This is a genomic window from Legionella israelensis (assembly GCF_004571175.1).
GTDB classification, from domain to species: Bacteria; Pseudomonadota; Gammaproteobacteria; order Legionellales; family Legionellaceae; genus Legionella_D; species Legionella_D israelensis.
In genome coordinates, this window is the sequence record NZ_CP038273.1 from 2908815 (window position 1) to 2926072 (window position 17258).

Sequence of the window (17258 nt, forward strand, 5' to 3'; positions counted from 1 at the left end):
ACAGTTTATGAATTTTCTTTTGTTATTTTTTTTGTTTTTCAAGACTCAGGTTGGCTATACAAATGATTTATATCCTTTAGATTCTGCTCAAAAAGAAGCACAGTTTCATCATTTACTTAAGGATTTGCGTTGTTTGGTATGTCAGAATCAGGATTTAGCAGATTCCAATGCAGATTTAGCAAAGGATCTGCGCCAACAAGTTTATGAAATGGTAAAAAAAGGGAAAACCGATAGTGAGATTACCGGGTATTTAACCGAGCGTTATGGTGATTTTATTTTATTTAAGCCCCCGGTCAAGCCTGTAACTGCCATATTGTGGTTTGGACCCTTGATATTTCTGTTGTCAGGTTTCCTGATTTTCTGGCGCAGTTGTTCTGGACGAAATTTCTCATGAGTGAGTGGTTAGCTATTACAATTTTAGTTGTTGTTTTTATTTCAGCAATGTTCCTTGCTCTGTATCCTTTGCGTAAGCAACCTCTATTCAGTGGGTGTTTGTCGCTGGTAATGGCTCTTGCAGTTGCGTTTGCCTATTGGTCCTGGGGATCATTCACTCAATGGCGTCAGTATGTTTATCAAACTGAGCAACAGAAAGTGGCCACAAAAATGCTACAAACTTTAAAAACTCCGGAACAATTGGCTGAGAAACTAAAAGCAAAATTAAACGATAAACCAGAAAGTGCTAAAGGGTGGTATTTGCTTGGACGTCTTTATGATACCCAGGGTAAATGGCAGGAAGCTGTCGATTCCTACGCTAAAGCTCATCGTTTAATGCCTGAGGAGATCTCTTATACCATTTATTATGCACAAGGACTCTGGCGATTGAATCAGCAGCAATTTACGATGCAAATACGCGAGCTTTATTATAATATTTTGAAAAAAAATCCCGAGCAGCCTGATGCTTTAGCCATGCTTGCGATGGATTCATTCTTGAGCCATGATTATGAACGTGCGATTGATTACTGGGAGCGTTTGTTAAAGCTGGCTCCTCCTCAATCGGAAGAAGCTGTTGCCTTGAGAAAGGCTATAGCACGTGCACAGAAACAACTGGAGAAAGGAAATCATTATGACAAACAGAGTATATAACATCCTGGAGCTGGTAGGCACCTCTGAAGAAAGTATTGAAGCAGCTATTAACAATGCTTTAAGCAAAGCCGCAGAAACACATCAGAAACTGGATTGGTTTGAAGTTATTGAGACACGCGGATTTATCGATGCTAATAGTGTTAAATATTACCAGGTTCGTTTAAAGATAGGTTGTTTCGAAAAGATTTGAGGCTGAAACTTCTTTCTTGTTTCTTTATTATAAGTGCTCAGCCCCTTTAACGGTAGTACAAACGGCCGATTCCCGAGAGTAAGAGATCAACCTCCTGCCTTGAATGGTCGGATTTGGTTCAGGTTGGGATAAAATAAGCCTTAAAAATGCTTACATAGCTATCTCTCGACTTTAGCTATTTTTAAGGATCGAATCCCCGCTACTTGATAGCGGGGTCCATATGGGGTTTCGCATAGATCAACTATGTCTTAACCGTTTTTTAAATTTAATTAATCTATCATCATGCACAAAATAATCCCGAATTAAAATCTCTTATTCTGGCATTTGCAATAACAATGATTTTTCGCATTAAAGCAGTTAAAGCTACCATCTTTTTCTTTCCGGAAGAAATTAACTGATTGTAGAAAGATTTTAAGCTAGAATTTGAATTTCTTGCAGCCATGGCAGCTAAGAATAATATGGGCTTAATTCCACATCTGCCATAACCAATACACCGATAACCGCTAAACTGCCCGCTATCATTTGCCTTTGGTGCAAGGCCAGCAAGCGAAGCAATTTTACGTCGCGTTAAGGAACCTAATTCTGGTAATAAGACAAGAAGCTCATTAGCAATGATATCCCCTATGCCGGGAATAGTTTTTAGAATAGCTTTTTTTTCTCTTAACACAGAGTCAGCCTCTATCAAGGTATTTATTTCATCTGTAATGGTCTTGATTTGATTATTAAGCACCTCGAGCATTGCATTACAGCTCGCTTTGATGATGTCCGCGCGAGGAGCTTTTAATCTATTCTTTTCTGCAACAAGCATTTGTTTTAAATCATTACGACGCTGCACCAACTCAAATAAGGCAAGGGCTTTTGTTGATTGAGGAGTAAATAGTTCTAGTCGTTGTGCTCGCTCATACCCATATAAAGCCAATGAGAGGGCATCCAGTTTATCCGTCTTTGCCTCATTGCCATAAGATTGAATAAATCGTTTGACCTTACGTGTATTAGCTCGATGTACTGCAAACCCTGACTCACACAAAGTGAGCAATAATTGCATCTCATAACCGCCTGTCGTTTCTAATACAGTTAAAGCATATTTTAATTTACTCTTGAAATCGTTTATAAACGCTTTAATACCTGTCGGATTATTTTCATATTCGTATATCTTTTTTGAGCCATACATCGCTACAACAAAAGAAATTTTTCCAATATCGATACCAATATAATTACTGTATAATGACATGCGCGCCTCGAAATTTTATTGTTTAGGATTGTAAGCGGACGTTCTTTAATCAGAGTCCTTTCAACTATTCAAACGTTTCGAGAGCAGGGCTAGAGTACCTTGATCCAGACGGTTGTTAAAACCTATTCCGCGACGGTCGCTCACGCCCGTGCCCTTTATTTTTACAATAAGGGGCTACTCTCTTAATGGCCATTATATAATTTTTTGTAACTTACAATACCGCGGTCGATGCCGCGGTAATTCGTGCCATTCTATTTTCTTAAGTCATTTACAGCGACTTTGATAAATATAACGGTGCGCTTCTATGGTCTTTAATCTATTGCTTTCCTTTACTTGAAAAATGGCTGAAGTCCAGAGCTATCTATGCGGCGCTTTTCCAGTCTTATTTTTGCCCAATCTAAACTCAAATACGACCGTTAGATAAATCATCTATTACTCCCGAGAAGGGCTGAGCATTCACCTTTATTGCTATTGCTCTTCGCTTCTATAGTCTTTTAAGGCCTTTAAAAAATGATGGCCGTAACGGCTTAGTTTATGTTGACCAACTCCGGATACAGCTAAAAGAGCGGTTGTCGTTGTGGGCTTTTCTCTTGCCATTTCATGTAAGCTTGCGTCGCTGAAAATCATAAAGGAGGGTTTATTTTCCTCATCGGCAAGTTTACGCCTCAACTTGCGCAGGATTTCAAATAGCGTCATATCTGAAGATGTCAAAGACTTTTTCTGTTTACTATTGGGTTTATCTTTTGTTATATCGCTGTTTGGTATGGTTAAAGCAATCTTTTCTTCACCTTTTAGCAGAGGAATGGCTTTGGGCGTTAGTTTTAATACCTGATATTGATTGAAATCCTGTATGCAGTATTCTTTATGAATCAATTGCCAGGCAAGATGCTTCCAGTATTTGACGGATTTATCCTTTCCAATGCCATAAGTGCTTAAGCGATCATGTTTTGCTCGTATGATTTTATCAGAAGTACTGCCTCTTAACACCTCAATGGTGTAAATTAGGCCATAATTCTGACGAAGCCTATAAATACATGACAGTAGTTTTCTTGCTTCTTCTGTTACGTCTGTGGTGTCCGGTGGATGGTCGCAAACATCGCAGTTTTTACAATTTTGCTTCTCTGCTTCACCAAAATAACTCAGTAATATTTGTCTTCGACAATAGGATGCTTCTGCAAAGGCAATCATATGATTTAATTTACCGATTTCAATGCGCCTTTGCTCATCTTGCGGAATTTGGGTTATCCATGCACGTAACCTGGCACTATCTGCCGGGTCGTAAAGAAGTAAGCTCTGCGCAGGTAACCCATCCCGCCCGGCACGTCCGGTTTCCTGGTAATAGCTTTCAATGTTCTTAGGCAAGTCATAATGAACAATAAAACGCACATTTGATTTATCAATACCCATGCCAAAGGCAAGCGTTGCAACGACAATATCAATGTGATCATGCCTGAATAAAGATTGCACCTCACGACGTTCTTCATGGCTAAGGCCCGCATGGTATGCGCGTGCTTTATATCCTGAGTTTTGAAGTTTTTCTGCCAAACGTTCAACAGTGTTTCGCGTACCGCAATATATAATACCTGATTGCTCGTTCTGATGCTGTAAAAACTGGTTTAATTGTTTGAAAGGATTTGCTTTGAGAATCACTCGATAATGAATATTGGGACGGTTGAATGAGGCAACGTATCGGACAGGATGATAATTTAATTTGAGAATAATATCCTGGCGAGTCTGTTGATCAGCAGTGGCTGTCAAAGCAATAACAGGCACATCAGGAAAAGAGGATTTTAATCTGCCCAGTGCAGCATATTCTGGCCGAAAATCATGTCCCCATTGTGAAATACAATGAGCTTCATCAATAGCAAATAAAGAAATGCAGCAGTTCTCCAATCGCTCAAGAAAAGCCTGGCTCATTAATCGTTCCGGCGCAATGTAAAGCAAATCCAGCTGGTGGTTATGGAGCTGGGAAAGTACGTTCCTGGCTTCTTCGCTGCTTAATGAGGAATTATAATAGGCTGCACGTATGCCCTGTAAGGTTAAGGCAGTGACCTGATCTTCCATTAAGGCAATTAAAGGTGAAACAACAATAGCTACACCCTCTAGGATCAATGCCGGTATTTGATAGCAAAGGGATTTTCCTCCACCTGTAGGCATGAGAACCAGTAAATCCCGTCCATTGACTAAATCATTAATAATATCTTCTTGCGGTGCTCGAAAGCTGTCAAAACCATAAAATTCTTTTAAAATGGCAAGCGCTTTCTGTGATTTGGTTTCCGATTGCACAATGGTTTCCATGTGATTATTCTTGTTTTTGTTTTCACAGGCACCCTGAAACCCGCAATAATATCATTTTTTAGGCCAGAGTCCAGGCATTCCTCCGTAAACAATATTTTTAATGGAGCCTGTTTTTTTTTAAATCTGTACAAATGCTGCGCATTTGTAATAATATTCGCTAACGACATGATTAATTATTGATTTCTTGAACATTATATGCTGTTCTTACCCAATAAAGCTTTTTAAGGATAAAGCATGGAATTTAAATTCAGTGAAGAAAGCATTGCCTTTCGTGAAATGGCAGCAAATTTTGCTCGGGATAAACTGGCTCCAATGGCTGATCAATGGGATGAAAATAGCTATTTCCCCATTGAAGTATTACGTGAGGCAGCCGAATTAGGAATGGCTGGAATTGTTGCTCGTGAAGATATTGGCGGCTCACAACTGACTCGTCTTGATTCTTCTTTAATATTTGAACAACTTGCTACCGGTTGCGTCAGTACAAGCGCTTATCTTTCTATTCATAACATGGTAACTTCCATTATCGATCGCTATGCCCATGAGTCTTTACGTCAGAAATGGGGCAAAAAACTGACTTCAATGGAAGTCTTTGCCAGTTACTGCCTGACAGAGCCTGAATCCGGCTCCGATGCCGCCTCTTTAAAATCACAGGCTAAACGCGAGGGTGATGAATATGTCATTAATGGAGCTAAAGCGTTTATTTCAGGAGGTGGTGTTAGCGATGTGTATGTATGTATGGTGCGAACCGGTGATGAAACATATCAGGGCATTAGTTGTTTGCTGGTAGAGAAAAACACACCGGGTTTAAGTTTTGGTAAGCTAGAAAAAAAAATGGGATGGCACAGTCAACCCACATGCATGGTTTATTTTGAAAATTGCCGCGTTCCTGTGGAAAACCTTATTGGGGAAGAGGGCATGGGTTTTAAAATTGCTCTTAATGCCTTAAACGGAGGTCGAGTTAATATTGCAGCCTGTTCATTAGGGGGCGCTGCTAAGTGTTTGAAATTAACCCAGTCTTATCTTGGTGACCGTTGTCAGTTTGGAGAGCCGTTGAAGGAAAAGCAGGCATTGCGTTTTTATTTTGCCGATATGCTGACCGACTATGAAGCGGCGCGTCTAATGGTTTATAGGGCGGCGGTGGCAATGGATAATTTTGATCCCCATTCCCCAGTATACTGTGCAATGGCTAAACGTTTAGCCACGGATGTAGCTTTTCAAATCAGTGATAAAGCATTACAACTGCATGGTGGCTATGGTTATTTGCGTGATTATCAAATAGAACGCATATTCCGGGATCTAAGGGTTCATCAAATTCTCGAAGGTACGAACGAAATTATGCGTGAAATTATTGCTAAAGCTACATTGGATGAAAAATACGACATATTATAAGGAGTTAGATAATGACCTATATTACCCAGGAGTTAGATAGCGACGGTATCCTGACTTTAACGCTGGATCGCCCCGAGAAATTAAATGCTTTAAATATGGAGGTTCTAGATTCATTGACTCATATTCTTCAGCAAGCAAAAGAAAACGTTGAGGTAAAAGGTTTGATTTTAACTGGCCAAGGTAAGGCATTTTGTGCTGGAGCTGACATTAACCGGCTTGCAGAATGTAATGCCCAGACAGGTTATGAGTTTGCTCGTTATGGGCAACAGGTTTTTAGAGACTTGGAAACACTTGGTAAACCATCACTTGCAGCGGTAAATGGTTTTGCTTTTGGCGGTGGTTGTGAATTGGCGATTTCAGCTACCTTGCGTATTGCCTCTACGTCTGCTCAGTTTGGCCAGCCGGAAGTTAAACTCGGGGTGATCCCAGGTTATGGAGGAACACAACGTTTGGCTCGTCTTATTGGTAAAGGGCGGGCATTGGATCTTTGCCTTACTGCTCGTTTTATCAATGCTGAAACGGCTTTAAACTGGGGATTGGTAACGGAAGTTGTCGAGCCGGAGACCTTGTTATCCCAAGCCAAAAAAACATTAAAAGGTGTATTATCCATGGCTCCTTTAGCTGTGCAGGCTGTGATGGAATCCATCGATTATGGCTACGATTTATCTCTCACGGAGGCTTTGCATTTAGAAGCAGTTCATTTTGCCAAGGTCTGCGCCAGCAAAGATAAAGATGAGGGTGTATCGGCTTTTTTAACGAAACGTTCCGCAGAGTTTAAAGGACAATAAGAATGACAGAGGATGTGTTGTTTTCACAAAAAGGGCCATTAGGACTGATTACTTTAAATCGGCCGGCTTCTTTAAATGCTTTAAGTTTGCCAATGATAAAATTAATGCAGGAACAACTGCAACATTGGCAGCAGGAGCCGGATATTAAAGCTGTGGTTTTACAGGCAAAGCCAGGCAAGGCTTTTTGTGCAGGAGGAGATGTCCGCTGGCTATATGAAGCTGGTATGGCGAATCATCCGGAACAAATGAGATTTTTTGAGCATGAATACCGTTTAAACCATTTTATCCATCATTTTCCCAAGCCTTATATTTCCCTAATGGATGGAATAACAATGGGCGGTGGAGTCGGGATTTCTTTACATGGCTCTCATCCTGTGGCCAGTGAAAATTTTGTTTTTGCCATGCCGGAAACAGGGATTGGATTCTTCCCTGATATTGGGGCGAGTTATCTTTTGGCGCGTTGTCCGAACAATCTGGGTGTATATCTTGGATTGACCGGGCATAGGCTTAATGCCAAACAAGCTTTAGGGGCGGGTCTTGTAAAATTTGTCATTAATTCCAGGCAAATGCCTTTACTTGTGGATACCCTCGCTCAGTGCGATTTATCCATGAATGCACACCAGCAGGTGAGCGATTGCCTGAAATCTTCTTTTGCTTCTCAGGAAAATAAGACCTTAAATAAAGAAGAATGGTCCTTGATCAATACTTGTTTTTCAAAGGCAACGGTAGAATTAATTTTAAGTGCCTTAGGGGAAGCGGGAACAAAAGAGGCAGAGCGAATTTATCAGGATTTATTGCAAAAAGCGCCTTTAAGTTTAAAAGTCACCTTAGAACAAATTCATCGGGCAAAAGATTTAACTTTGGCGGAATGCCTGAAAATGGATTATGTTTTAGTGCATCATTTTATGCGGGATCATGATTTTTACGAAGGTATAAGAGCTTTGCTGATTGATAAAGACAAATCGCCAAAATGGCAACCAGCTGAACTCTCTCAGACATCAAATGCGAAAGTTGCGGAATATTTTGAGACCATTGTTCCTGATTTGGAATTATAGGAATTTTTATATGGAATCGTTGTTATTATTTATTTATCTTGAGCCATTTCAAAAACTGGGTATCATTTAAGGCTTTGCTTACATAATAACCTTGGACCAAATCACAATTTAAGTCACGTATGAGTTGATATTGCTCCAGGGTTTCTACTCCTTTAGCAATGACTTTCAGTTTGAGCTGGCGGGACATGGATACAATGCTGTGAATTAAACTGAAATCATTTTTTGAAGTTTGCTGGAGACTTTGAATGTAAGATCTATCAATTTTCAAACCCTTGAAGGGGTAAGAACGTATGTAACTCAGTGAAGAATAGCCTATACAGAAGTCATCAATAGTACAGTTCACTTTCATTTCATTTAATTTTTTTAGCTGTTTTAAAATCTGTGGTGAATTATCAATTAAAGAAGATTCTGCAATTTCCAGGATTAAATCTTCGGCATTCAATTGCGTGCGATTTAATACCTGTTTAATCTGGGTAATAAAAGAGGGATGTTTTAATTGTAAATAAGAAATATTAACTGCAATTTTTACAGGTTTTCCTGCTTTTTGCCATGATTTGGCGTGCCTGCAAGCTGTTTCAAGAATCCAGTTGCCTAAAGGCATGATGAGATCCGTTTCTTCAGCCAATGGAATCAGTTGGATGGGAGAAATATATCCAAGATGATGATTATGCCATCTTAATAAAGCTTCAGCGGCGATAACGGTGTGATTATTGACTTCAATGACGGGTTGATAATGCAGACAAAGTTCGTTTTTTTGAATGGCATTTTGCAATTCATATTTCAAATATGTCTCATTAATAACCATATCCGCCATTTTGTTGTTGTATATTTGCAAATTGTTTTTCCCATCGGCCTTTGCCTTATACATGGCTGTATCGGCATGTCGCATGAGCTGTTTGGCATCCTTCCCGTGATCAGGATAGATGGCAATACCTATACTCGCGGTCACACTGAGTTGATTTGCTTCAATAACAATGGGCTCGCTACAGCTTTTAAGACATTTTTTAGCAATGCCCTCAGCGTCTTTTGGATGTTGAATGTTGTCTAAAATAATCATAAATTCATCCCCACCCAGTCGTGCGACCGTATCTGCACGGCGAACACAATTCAATATACGGGACGAAAGTTGTTGCAACAGCAAATCACCGATGGCATGGCCAAAAGAATCGTTGATCGGTTTGAATTCATCAAGATCAATAAACAATATAGCTAATTTTGACTTATTGTTTTTTGCCGAGAGGATAGATTGCTCAAGTTTTGTATGACCGGTGATTCGGTTGGGTAGGTTTGTCATGGTATCGTAAGTGGCCTGATGTTTAAGCATTTCTTCATAGCTTTTTTGCTGAGTGATGTCTTCCATAATGGCCAGATAATGGGTAATGGTGCCTGAATTATTTCTTAACGGTGAGATAATGGCAGATACCCAGAACAAATCGCCAATTTTATTTTTATTTAATAGCTCTCCTCGCCATTCTTTACCTAAAAGCAAACTGTTCCAAAGTTTCCTGTAAACATTTTTATGCGTCATTCCTGATTTCAGGACATCAGCCTTCTTACCGATGATTTCATCGGATGTGTAGCCTGTTAACTCTGTGAGCTTCCCAGATGCATATTCGATCGTGCCAAGTGTATCAGTAATTAATATCAGTACAGGGCTTTGTTCAATAGCCAAAGCCAGATGTCTGATTTTGTTCTCGGCTTTTTTGCGTTCGGAAATATCTCTTGCAATAGCAATGACCATTTTCTGATATAAGGTATTAAATATTCCAATTCTGACCTCAACAGGGAAGGTGGAACCATCTTTTCTTCGATGGATACCCTCAAGGGTTAGAGGTTCATCGGGTAAGTTATCCCACATCTCATTCATTTGCTCTAAAGTGACACCAATTTCTATATCCCAGACACGTAAACGTTTGATCTCTTCATGGGTATAACCGAGAGAACAGCAGGCAGCTTCATTGGCTTCAAGAATGACACCATTGATATCGTTGACAAAAATAGCATCTGAGGCGGCATTCATAATGTTTTTATAACGTTGTTCATTAATTTTTAATTGATGTATTCGTTTTATTTCTTCAGAAATGTCTTGCTTAATGGCGATATGGTGAGTAATTTTATGGGTTTCTTCATCGATAAGAGGGACAATGGTGGCTTGTGCTATCCATAAGCTGCCATCTTTTTTTCTTGAACGAATTTCACCCTTCCATGTTTTGCCACTGTCTAATTGTTTTCTGATATCATCAAAAAAAACCGGGCTGGCCTCTTTTACCCGTAAAAGAGAGGCAACCGAGTTTCCTATAGCTTCTTTGGCGCTATATTGCGTAATATATTCAAAAGCGGGATTGACATATTGAATGATGGCATTTTGATCTGTAATTTCAATGGACTCACTTGTTTTTTCCAGTATCGTGTTTAATAATCTGTTTTCTTTTAATGTCTTCAGTCTTTCTAGCAAAAGATCAAACACACCAAAAAAACTGTTTAGGAAACTGTATGCAGTGTTAATGATGTTTTGAGAATAATTAACCCAAATACTGCAGCAAAAAAAACACGCCTCAGATAAGTTAAAAAAAATATCGAGTCTGTTCTTTGCATGAGGACTTAAGAGATTTTCATCCCACTGAATTTTAACCAGAATTAAGCGATTATTTTTTGGCGGTTGTATATCATTTAAGGATGATTCAAGCCTGGATTGCAAATCATTTTCCGCAAGAACATCAATGTTTGAGCCTTTTTTATGCCAGATAACAGCAGAAGAATTGGAAAAAAAAGGATGAGAAAGAATGAACAATAAGGCTTGTTCACATAGTGCTTTAAGGTTGAGTTGATCATTGTTATTCAGAAAAATTAATCTATGGAGTATGTTTTGCTCAACCAGATGTTGATCAAATCGTACCTCGCTTGAGGCTTGCTCGGTAGCATAGGATTCATTGTTTGCCGGATTTTTTTTATCATACATGATTTGGTAAAAAGGGTTATGCCATAATTAAGTTAACTATAGTTCATAATTTATTGCCTATAAAATAAACAAAATGTTTTTTCAATTTTTTTGCAAAAACATGAAAATATTATTTTTAAATCAGTGGTTTTTTTGCGCTTCCGCTATATTTGCTCTATTTTATCTAAATAATACAGTGGTGAGATGGCTGATATTGAACAAAATTAACTTTTATTGTACAATCAAAAGGTTAAATTGTCTGTCGGTTTTATTTGCCTTAAAATACTGATTTTTTATTAAAGAGCCGTTTTCATGTCAGATTTTCATCAGGATTTTTCCAAAAGACGCACCTTTGCTATCATCTCCCATCCAGATGCAGGTAAAACAACCGTTACAGAGAAATTATTATTATTCGGAGGAGCCATACAACTGGCTGGAACCGTTAAAGGTCGTAAAGCCGATCGGCACGCCACTTCTGACTGGATGGAAATGGAAAAGGAAAGAGGCATTTCAGTCACCACCTCTGTTATGCAGTTCACCCATAATCAGCGGGTGATGAATTTGCTTGATACTCCCGGCCATGAGGATTTTTCAGAAGATACTTATCGAACGTTAACGGCAGTAGATTCAGCACTTATGGTCATTGATGTGGCTAAAGGTGTGGAAGAAAGGACTGTCAAATTAATGGAGGTTTGCCGTCTGCGTGATACGCCAATCATGACGTTTATTAATAAACTGGACAGAGAAGGCCGTGAGCCGATAGAACTGCTTGATGAGGTGGAAACAGTTTTAGGCATACGTTGTGCCCCTGTTACCTGGCCTGTGGGAATGGGAAAACGATTTAAGGGAATTTATCATCTTCATCAGGATGCTGTTTACCTCTACCAGCCTGGTAAGAACAGCCAAAAACAGGATGCTGTAAAAATTGAAGGATTGGATAATCCACAATTAGATGAACTTATTGGTGATAGCGCCTCTGATTTACGTGAAGAAATTGAATTAGTGAAAGGTGCATCTCATGCCTTTAATCTTGATGAGTATTTAACAGGTCAGTTAACCCCGGTGTATTTCGGCTCAGCCATTAATAATTTTGGTATAAAGGAATTATTGGATGATTATGCCGAGCACGCACCGGGTCCAAAAGCCAGGGAGGCTCAGGAACGAAGCGTTTATCCAGAAGAAAATCAATTTTCTGGATTTGTTTTTAAAATTCAGGCAAATATGGATCCCAAGCACCGTGATCGTATCGCTTTTATGCGCATTTGCTCTGGCCGTTTTAATAAAGGTATGAAATTGAATCATTTACGGTTAGGTAAGGAAATACAAATTTCCAGCGCTTTGACGTTTATGGCAGGAGATCGTTCACATGCAGATGAAGCACTGCCTGGCGATATTATTGGTCTACATAATCACGGTACAATCCGTATTGGGGATACTTTTACTCAAGGTGAGTTTTTGAAATTTACCGGGATACCTAATTTTGCGCCAGAATTATTCCGTCTGGTTCGTTTAAAAGACCCTCTTAAAAGCAAAGCCTTATTAAAAGGACTTATCGAATTATCGGAAGAGGGGGCTACTCAGATATTCAGACCTTTAAACAGTAATCAGTTAATTCTTGGAGCAGTTGGTGTTTTGCAGTTTGATGTTGTGACTCACAGACTTAAACATGAGTATAAAGTTGATTGTGTTTATGAGTCTGTAAATGTAAATTGCGCGCGCTGGGTACATTCCGATGATGAAAAGGCAATGAGTGAATTTCGTACGAAAGCCTATGATTATCTAGCCATTGACGGTGGTGATATGTTGATTTATCTAGCGCCGACACGAGTCAACCTGACCATGGCAGAAGAAAGATACCCAAAAATTCAGTTTTCTGCTACCAGAGAACATTAAGATATGATATCAATCCAGGCTCCGTGAAAAACATTGTTCACGGAACCTGAAATCACATTGGACAATGCCGGCAGCTGAGTTTTTACGGCATCTTGTTAAACTTGCAATGATATCCTTGAATTTACCTGTCAAGTTTTGCAGGTGGCCTTTAGACGGCTTTTCCCTCGATTGGTAATTTGTACACTGGCACCTGAATCTGCGCTGATTTTTAGTTTATCTCCTGAATGAACAGAAAGGGCTAAGGTCTGATTTTCAGAAAGTTTTATACCGTTGACGGTACCTTTCTTTTTTAGTCCAAGAGCAAAGAGTTCATCAATCACATCCGGCGTGTCAATTTTGCAGGTGGCTTTAACGGTCCAAAACAGGGAGTTGGTCAATGTCTGTGGGACATTCGGTGGGAAATCATACTCTACAGTCATTCCTTCCACTAAGATATGAGTTTCTGCATATGCATTTACACTGAATAAAATGGCACACAATAAGAAGGAACAACCTATTTTATTAAGCATCCTTTATCTCCGAATTAAATTTGACAACTTAGCAGCTAATATATTATCAGGTTGTTGTATGTGGCTTTAACGTCCTGTAAATTGAAGCTTGTATTGAAAATCTAAAATCATGATACTAAGAAAAATTTAATTTTGCCAGGCTCAAAGTACCTGGCTTTTCTCGAAGATAAAATGAGGCTCAGCTTTATTGAGTTAGAGCGTGATATAAAGAATTTTCTTCTCGTATTTTGAGAATGGCCTTTGCTCTGTTTTCTTTGTTTATTTTCCAAAACCGATGGAGATTTTTCTTCCTGAAATCTTCAGTGGTTAATTTTTGTTTAACCGGTTTTTTGTGATCTTCATGATCGTGCGTTTCAGTGGTTAAAGTTTTACGTATTAAATTTGCTTTGGTAAAAAGAGGAGAGGGATTTCCATTGGAAAATGACCAGGCATTTCCATGATCATCCGGAATACTTACAGAACCTGAATAAAAATGAATGCTGGGAAAATCCTGGCGGCATAAATATTTTTGAAAGGTTTCTGCTAACTGTTTATTTTTGCTTTCTGTACCGCAAACATATAAGTGAACCGTTTTAATTTGGGAGTTAACTATCATAAAATCTTCCTGAAAGCGAGAAGCCACAGTTTCAGGATCAATGATTTTGCACAGAGGTGAACTTACATTTGAAATATTGGTTATCCGTAAATCAGGACTATCTGTAAATCCATGTCCAAGAATATAGATTTGCAACTCTTGCAAACTGCCCTCGTCAAACTCCTCTTGATAGCATAAAATCTGAATGCTTTCATTGAAGTTGGTTTTTAAATTTTTTTTCCATTGTTCTGCCATCTGACGTAATTCCCCTACCTCCGATTCAGGGAAAGGAATATAAAGAATCTGCATAGGAATTTTATAATTTCTGTAATTTGGAATTCTAAATTCTACAGTAAAAAAATTAACCTATTATTAACTGAGATTTTTAAGAGTTTTGCTTTTTTAATAAAGAATAAGAACCATACGGAAAGATGGATGGACACCATTTATCCATCCATTATAAATGATTACATTTGTTCTAAAGCTTTGACAATGGATTCAGTCATGCCTTTTGCATCACCAAATAGCATATAAGTATTGTCATGATAGAAAAGATCATTTTCTATCCCTGCATAGCCTGGCGACATGCCTCTTTTCACAAATAAAACGGTTTTTGCTTTTTCCACATCCAAAACGGGCATGCCGTAGATAGGGGAGCTAGGATCAGTTTTTGCTGCCGGATTAGTGATGTCGTTGGCTCCAATAACAAAAGCCACATCAGTGGTGGCAAAATCGCGGTTGATTTCGCTTTGTTCAAAGACTCGATCATAGGGGATACCCGCTTCAGCAAGTAAAACGTTCATGTGCCCTGGCATACGGCCAGCTACAGGATGAATGGCAAAGCGCACTTTGATGGAACGTTCTTCAAGCGCATCCGTCAGTTCTTTCACGACGTGCTGTGCATGAGCTACAGCCATACCGTAGCCAGGAACAATAATGACATCCCTTGCATTGCCCAACAGAAAGGCGGCATCTTCCCCATTGGCTTGATTTACTTGCTGCTTGTCAGCACTGCTTTTGTCCGTCAGATTATCTGAGCCTTGTAAGTCGCCAAAAATGACATTGATCAGCGAACGATTCATCCCTACACACATGATATAACTGAGAATAGCACCGCTGGCTCCAACCAGAGCCCCGGTAATCACCAAAAGATGGTTGCTTAAAGTAAAACCAATACCTGCGGCAGCCCATCCTGAATAGGAGTTTAACATGGAAATCACAACTGGCATGTCAGCTCCACCAATCGGGATAATCAATAGAATACCGATTAAAAATGATAATCCTGCAAGAATCAGAAACAGATGAAATGATTGGCTCATGACAAAGCTAATAAAAAAGGCAATAATAGCAATTCCAATGAGCAAATTAAGCCAAGCTTGGCCTGTGAAGCGAACAGGCACGCCAGACATAAGACCCTGCAGTTTTAAAAAAGCAATAACGGAGCCGGAAAAGGTGATAGCGCCAATAATTAATCCAAGGCTCATTTCCACAAGACTGGTATTGGCAATGGCTCCTGGTGAACCAATGTGAAATGAAGAAGGTGATAAAAAAGCACAGAAGGCAACGAGAACAGCTGCCATCCCAACCAGTGAATGAAAACCGGCTACAAGCTGGGGTATGGCTGTCATCTTGATTTTCAAAGCAATGACTGTACCCACTATACCACCTGCGGCAATAAGCATGATCAACAGAGCATGATGATAAAGATCTGGCATGAGCAAGGTAGCAATGACGGCGACAGCCATCCCTATGATCCCCAGTAAGTTTCCTTGGCGTGCTGATGACGGACTGGCGAGACCTTTCAGGGCAAGTATAAAACATATCGCCGAAAATAAGTATAGGAATGAAATTAAAATTGACATGGTTGCATCCTTGTTATTTTTTATACATGCGCAGCATACGTTGCGTCACCACAAAACCACCGAAGATGTTGATTGCCGTCAGAAATACAGCGATACCTCCAAGCCAGGTCAGGCTACCTGTAAACTGGCGGCCAGCAGCAATTAAGGCACCTAGGATAATGATGCTGGAGATTGCGTTTGTTACTGACATAAGAGGAGTGTGCAGGGCAGGTGTTACTTTCCATACCACATAATATCCAACAAAGCAGGCGAGCACAAAAATAGTAAAAATGGCAATATAAGGATTGGCTAATGTATTAAATTCATTCATTTTTCATTCTCCATGACCAGTTGAAAAGGCATAAATTGGGCTTTATGGCAAATTAAGGCCTGCTGAATAATTTCATCTTCAGAATCAAAGTGAATTTCCCCGGGTGAAGAAGCAAGCATCTTGATAAGTTGCAGAAGATTATTAGCATACAATTCACTGGCAGTCGCTGGTACTAATCCTGCCATGTTGCTTATTCCGATAATGGTGATTTCATTGTATTGAATGATCTTGTCTTGTACACTGACCTCGCAGTTTCCACCTCGGGAAGTAGCTAAATCGACAATCACAGAACCGGCTTTCATTTCTTCTACCGTCTGTTTATTAAGCAATAACGGTGCTTTTTTTCCAGGAATTAATGCAGTGGTAATGATAATATCTACTTTTCTGGCATATTCATTAATCAGTGCGGCCTGCTGTTTTTTATATTCTTCACTGGTTTCACTGGCATATCCCCCCGATGTTTCCATATTTTCATCAGTGCTGACTTCAATGAACTCAGCGCCTAGACTTTCCACCTGTTCTTTGGCTGCTTTACGTACATCAAAAGCATAGACTACAGCGCCTAATCGTTTTGCTGTGGCTATTGCCTGCAGTCCTGCAACACCTGCTCCAATAATGAGAATTTTGGCCGGATGAATCATGCCAGCGGCCGTCATCATCATGGGGATAGCTCGCTTAAAATGACAGATGGCTTCCAATATGGCCCGATATCCTGCCAGATTAGCCTGTGAAGATAAGCTGTCCATGGATTGCGCGCGACTAATGCGAGGAATAAAATTCATGGACAATAGGCTCAGGTTCTTATTCAGGCATCCACGTACGACGGCGTTTTCTTTATCTTTATCAAAATGGCCTATAATCAAAGAACCAGTCGTTAAATGGACTATATCTTTTTGATCCGGCTCTCCGACACAAAGAAGAATACCGGTATTTTGTAGCAAGGTCATTCTGTTGTTGATAATTGTAGCGCCAACCTGTTCATAATCATGATCTTTAAATCCAGCTTTCAAACCAGCGCCTTGCTCAATATGTGGTTTAAAACCAAGATTGATAAAATGCTTTACAGATGAGGGGGTAATGGCGACACGGGTTTCGTTATCAGTTTCATTTAAAGCTGCGATAATCATGCTAATATCCT

At 39.6% G+C, this 17258-nt stretch carries 15 protein-coding genes; 7 read left to right on the forward strand and 8 right to left on the reverse strand.

Translation table 11 applies throughout. From position 1 onward, the window contains the following. Nucleotides 1–7 precede the first annotated feature (7 nt). From E4T55_RS13470 to E4T55_RS13480, 3 genes are read left to right on the forward strand one after another with little or no spacing between them, the layout of a single operon-like run. Complete coding sequence (locus tag E4T55_RS13470) at nt 8–394, forward strand: cytochrome c-type biogenesis protein (protein ID WP_058500952.1); 387 nt, start codon at nt 8–10, stop codon at nt 392–394. Beyond that, a complete protein-coding gene (locus tag E4T55_RS13475; RefSeq protein WP_058500923.1) occupies nt 391–1083 on the forward strand; it encodes a tetratricopeptide repeat protein in 693 nt (230 codons plus the stop codon). The genes E4T55_RS13470 and E4T55_RS13475 overlap by 4 nt, the downstream gene beginning before the upstream one ends. Next, the gene (locus tag E4T55_RS13480; RefSeq protein ID WP_058500922.1) at nt 1064–1273 is read left to right on the forward strand and encodes a dodecin; all 210 of its coding nucleotides are present in this window, start codon (nt 1064–1066) and stop codon (nt 1271–1273) included. Before E4T55_RS13475 ends, E4T55_RS13480 begins: the two co-directional genes overlap by 20 nt. A gap of 280 nt (nt 1274–1553) precedes the next feature. Here the strand turns inward: E4T55_RS13480 and E4T55_RS13485 are convergent, their stop codons facing one another. After that, nucleotides 1554–2504 (reverse strand): IS110 family RNA-guided transposase, encoded by a 951-nt coding sequence (locus tag E4T55_RS13485; protein ID WP_115325220.1) that lies wholly within the window; start codon nt 2502–2504, stop codon nt 1554–1556. Between the two features lie 468 nt (nt 2505–2972). Continuing rightward, on the reverse strand, nt 2973–4802 hold the full coding sequence (gene recQ / locus E4T55_RS13490) for a DNA helicase RecQ (RefSeq protein WP_058501068.1): 1830 nt from the start codon (nt 4800–4802) through the stop codon (nt 2973–2975). A 234-nt stretch (nt 4803–5036) separates the two neighbouring features. Between recQ and E4T55_RS13495 the strand changes: the two genes are divergently transcribed. The 3 genes from E4T55_RS13495 to E4T55_RS13505 are packed head-to-tail and all read left to right on the forward strand — an operon-like array spanning nt 5037 to nt 8034. Then, on the forward strand, nt 5037–6191 hold the full coding sequence (locus tag E4T55_RS13495) for an acyl-CoA dehydrogenase family protein (RefSeq protein ID WP_058501069.1): 1155 nt from the start codon (nt 5037–5039) through the stop codon (nt 6189–6191). Nucleotides 6192–6202: 11 nt separating this feature from the next. After that, nucleotides 6203–6979, forward strand: a complete 777-nt coding sequence (locus E4T55_RS13500; RefSeq protein WP_058501070.1) for an enoyl-CoA hydratase/isomerase family protein — start codon at nt 6203–6205, stop codon at nt 6977–6979. Between the two features lie 2 nt (nt 6980–6981). Beyond that, nucleotides 6982–8034 carry an enoyl-CoA hydratase/isomerase family protein gene (locus E4T55_RS13505; RefSeq protein ID WP_058501071.1) on the forward strand — a complete coding sequence of 351 codons (1053 nt, stop codon included), beginning with the start codon at nt 6982–6984 and terminating at the stop codon, nt 8032–8034. Between the two features lie 25 nt (nt 8035–8059). Here E4T55_RS13505 and E4T55_RS13510 read toward each other — a convergent pair whose 3' ends face one another. Next, nucleotides 8060–10993, reverse strand: coding sequence for a sensor domain-containing protein (locus E4T55_RS13510; RefSeq protein WP_082636481.1), 2934 nt, complete (start codon nt 10991–10993; stop codon nt 8060–8062). Nucleotides 10994–11284: 291 nt separating this feature from the next. Here E4T55_RS13510 and E4T55_RS13515 point away from each other — a divergent pair, with 291 nt between their 5' ends. Beyond that, complete coding sequence (locus E4T55_RS13515; protein ID WP_058501072.1) at nt 11285–12865, forward strand: peptide chain release factor 3; 1581 nt, start codon at nt 11285–11287, stop codon at nt 12863–12865. Between the two features lie 128 nt (nt 12866–12993). Here the strand turns inward: E4T55_RS13515 and E4T55_RS13520 are convergent, their stop codons facing one another. The 5 genes from E4T55_RS13520 to E4T55_RS13540 form a co-directional block, all read right to left on the reverse strand. Further along, nucleotides 12994–13374 (reverse strand): hypothetical protein, encoded by a 381-nt coding sequence (locus tag E4T55_RS13520; protein ID WP_058501073.1) that lies wholly within the window; start codon nt 13372–13374, stop codon nt 12994–12996. 184 nt (nt 13375–13558) lie between these two features. Next, nucleotides 13559–14257, reverse strand: a complete 699-nt coding sequence (locus tag E4T55_RS13525) for a hypothetical protein (RefSeq protein WP_058501074.1) — start codon at nt 14255–14257, stop codon at nt 13559–13561. A 158-nt stretch (nt 14258–14415) separates the two neighbouring features. Further along, on the reverse strand, nt 14416–15810 hold the full coding sequence (locus tag E4T55_RS13530; protein ID WP_058501075.1) for an NAD(P)(+) transhydrogenase (Re/Si-specific) subunit beta: 1395 nt from the start codon (nt 15808–15810) through the stop codon (nt 14416–14418). A 13-nt stretch (nt 15811–15823) separates the two neighbouring features. After that, nucleotides 15824–16120, reverse strand: a complete 297-nt coding sequence (locus E4T55_RS13535; protein WP_058501076.1) for a proton-translocating transhydrogenase family protein — start codon at nt 16118–16120, stop codon at nt 15824–15826. After that, entirely contained in the window at nt 16117–17247 is a 1131-nt protein-coding gene (locus tag E4T55_RS13540; RefSeq protein ID WP_058501077.1) for a Re/Si-specific NAD(P)(+) transhydrogenase subunit alpha, read from the reverse strand. The genes E4T55_RS13535 and E4T55_RS13540 overlap by 4 nt, the downstream gene beginning before the upstream one ends. Nucleotides 17248–17258 lie beyond the last annotated feature (11 nt).

Excerpts from the sequence above, each read along its gene's own strand:
- E4T55_RS13535 (WP_058501076.1), bottom strand. The coding sequence starts at position 16,120 with ATGAATGAATTTAATACATTAGCCAATCCTTATATTGCCATTTTTACT.
- E4T55_RS13485 (WP_115325220.1), bottom strand. The coding sequence starts at position 2,504 with ATGTCATTATACAGTAATTATATTGGTATCGATATTGGAAAAATTTCT.
- E4T55_RS13500 (WP_058501070.1), top strand. The coding sequence starts at position 6,203 with ATGACCTATATTACCCAGGAGTTAGATAGCGACGGTATCCTGACTTTA.
- E4T55_RS13520 (WP_058501073.1), bottom strand. The coding sequence starts at position 13,374 with ATGCTTAATAAAATAGGTTGTTCCTTCTTATTGTGTGCCATTTTATTC.
- recQ (WP_058501068.1), bottom strand. The coding sequence starts at position 4,802 with ATGGAAACCATTGTGCAATCGGAAACCAAATCACAGAAAGCGCTTGCC.
- E4T55_RS13525 (WP_058501074.1), bottom strand. The coding sequence starts at position 14,257 with ATGCAGATTCTTTATATTCCTTTCCCTGAATCGGAGGTAGGGGAATTA.
- E4T55_RS13475 (WP_058500923.1), top strand. The coding sequence starts at position 391 with ATGAGTGAGTGGTTAGCTATTACAATTTTAGTTGTTGTTTTTATTTCA.
- E4T55_RS13495 (WP_058501069.1), top strand. The coding sequence starts at position 5,037 with ATGGAATTTAAATTCAGTGAAGAAAGCATTGCCTTTCGTGAAATGGCA.
- E4T55_RS13540 (WP_058501077.1), bottom strand. The coding sequence starts at position 17,247 with ATGATTATCGCAGCTTTAAATGAAACTGATAACGAAACCCGTGTCGCC.
- E4T55_RS13505 (WP_058501071.1), top strand. The coding sequence starts at position 6,982 with ATGACAGAGGATGTGTTGTTTTCACAAAAAGGGCCATTAGGACTGATT.
- E4T55_RS13530 (WP_058501075.1), bottom strand. The coding sequence starts at position 15,810 with ATGTCAATTTTAATTTCATTCCTATACTTATTTTCGGCGATATGTTTT.
- E4T55_RS13510 (WP_082636481.1), bottom strand. The coding sequence starts at position 10,993 with ATGTATGATAAAAAAAATCCGGCAAACAATGAATCCTATGCTACCGAG.
- E4T55_RS13470 (WP_058500952.1), top strand. The coding sequence starts at position 8 with ATGAATTTTCTTTTGTTATTTTTTTTGTTTTTCAAGACTCAGGTTGGC.
- E4T55_RS13480 (WP_058500922.1), top strand. The coding sequence starts at position 1,064 with ATGACAAACAGAGTATATAACATCCTGGAGCTGGTAGGCACCTCTGAA.
- E4T55_RS13515 (WP_058501072.1), top strand. The coding sequence starts at position 11,285 with ATGTCAGATTTTCATCAGGATTTTTCCAAAAGACGCACCTTTGCTATC.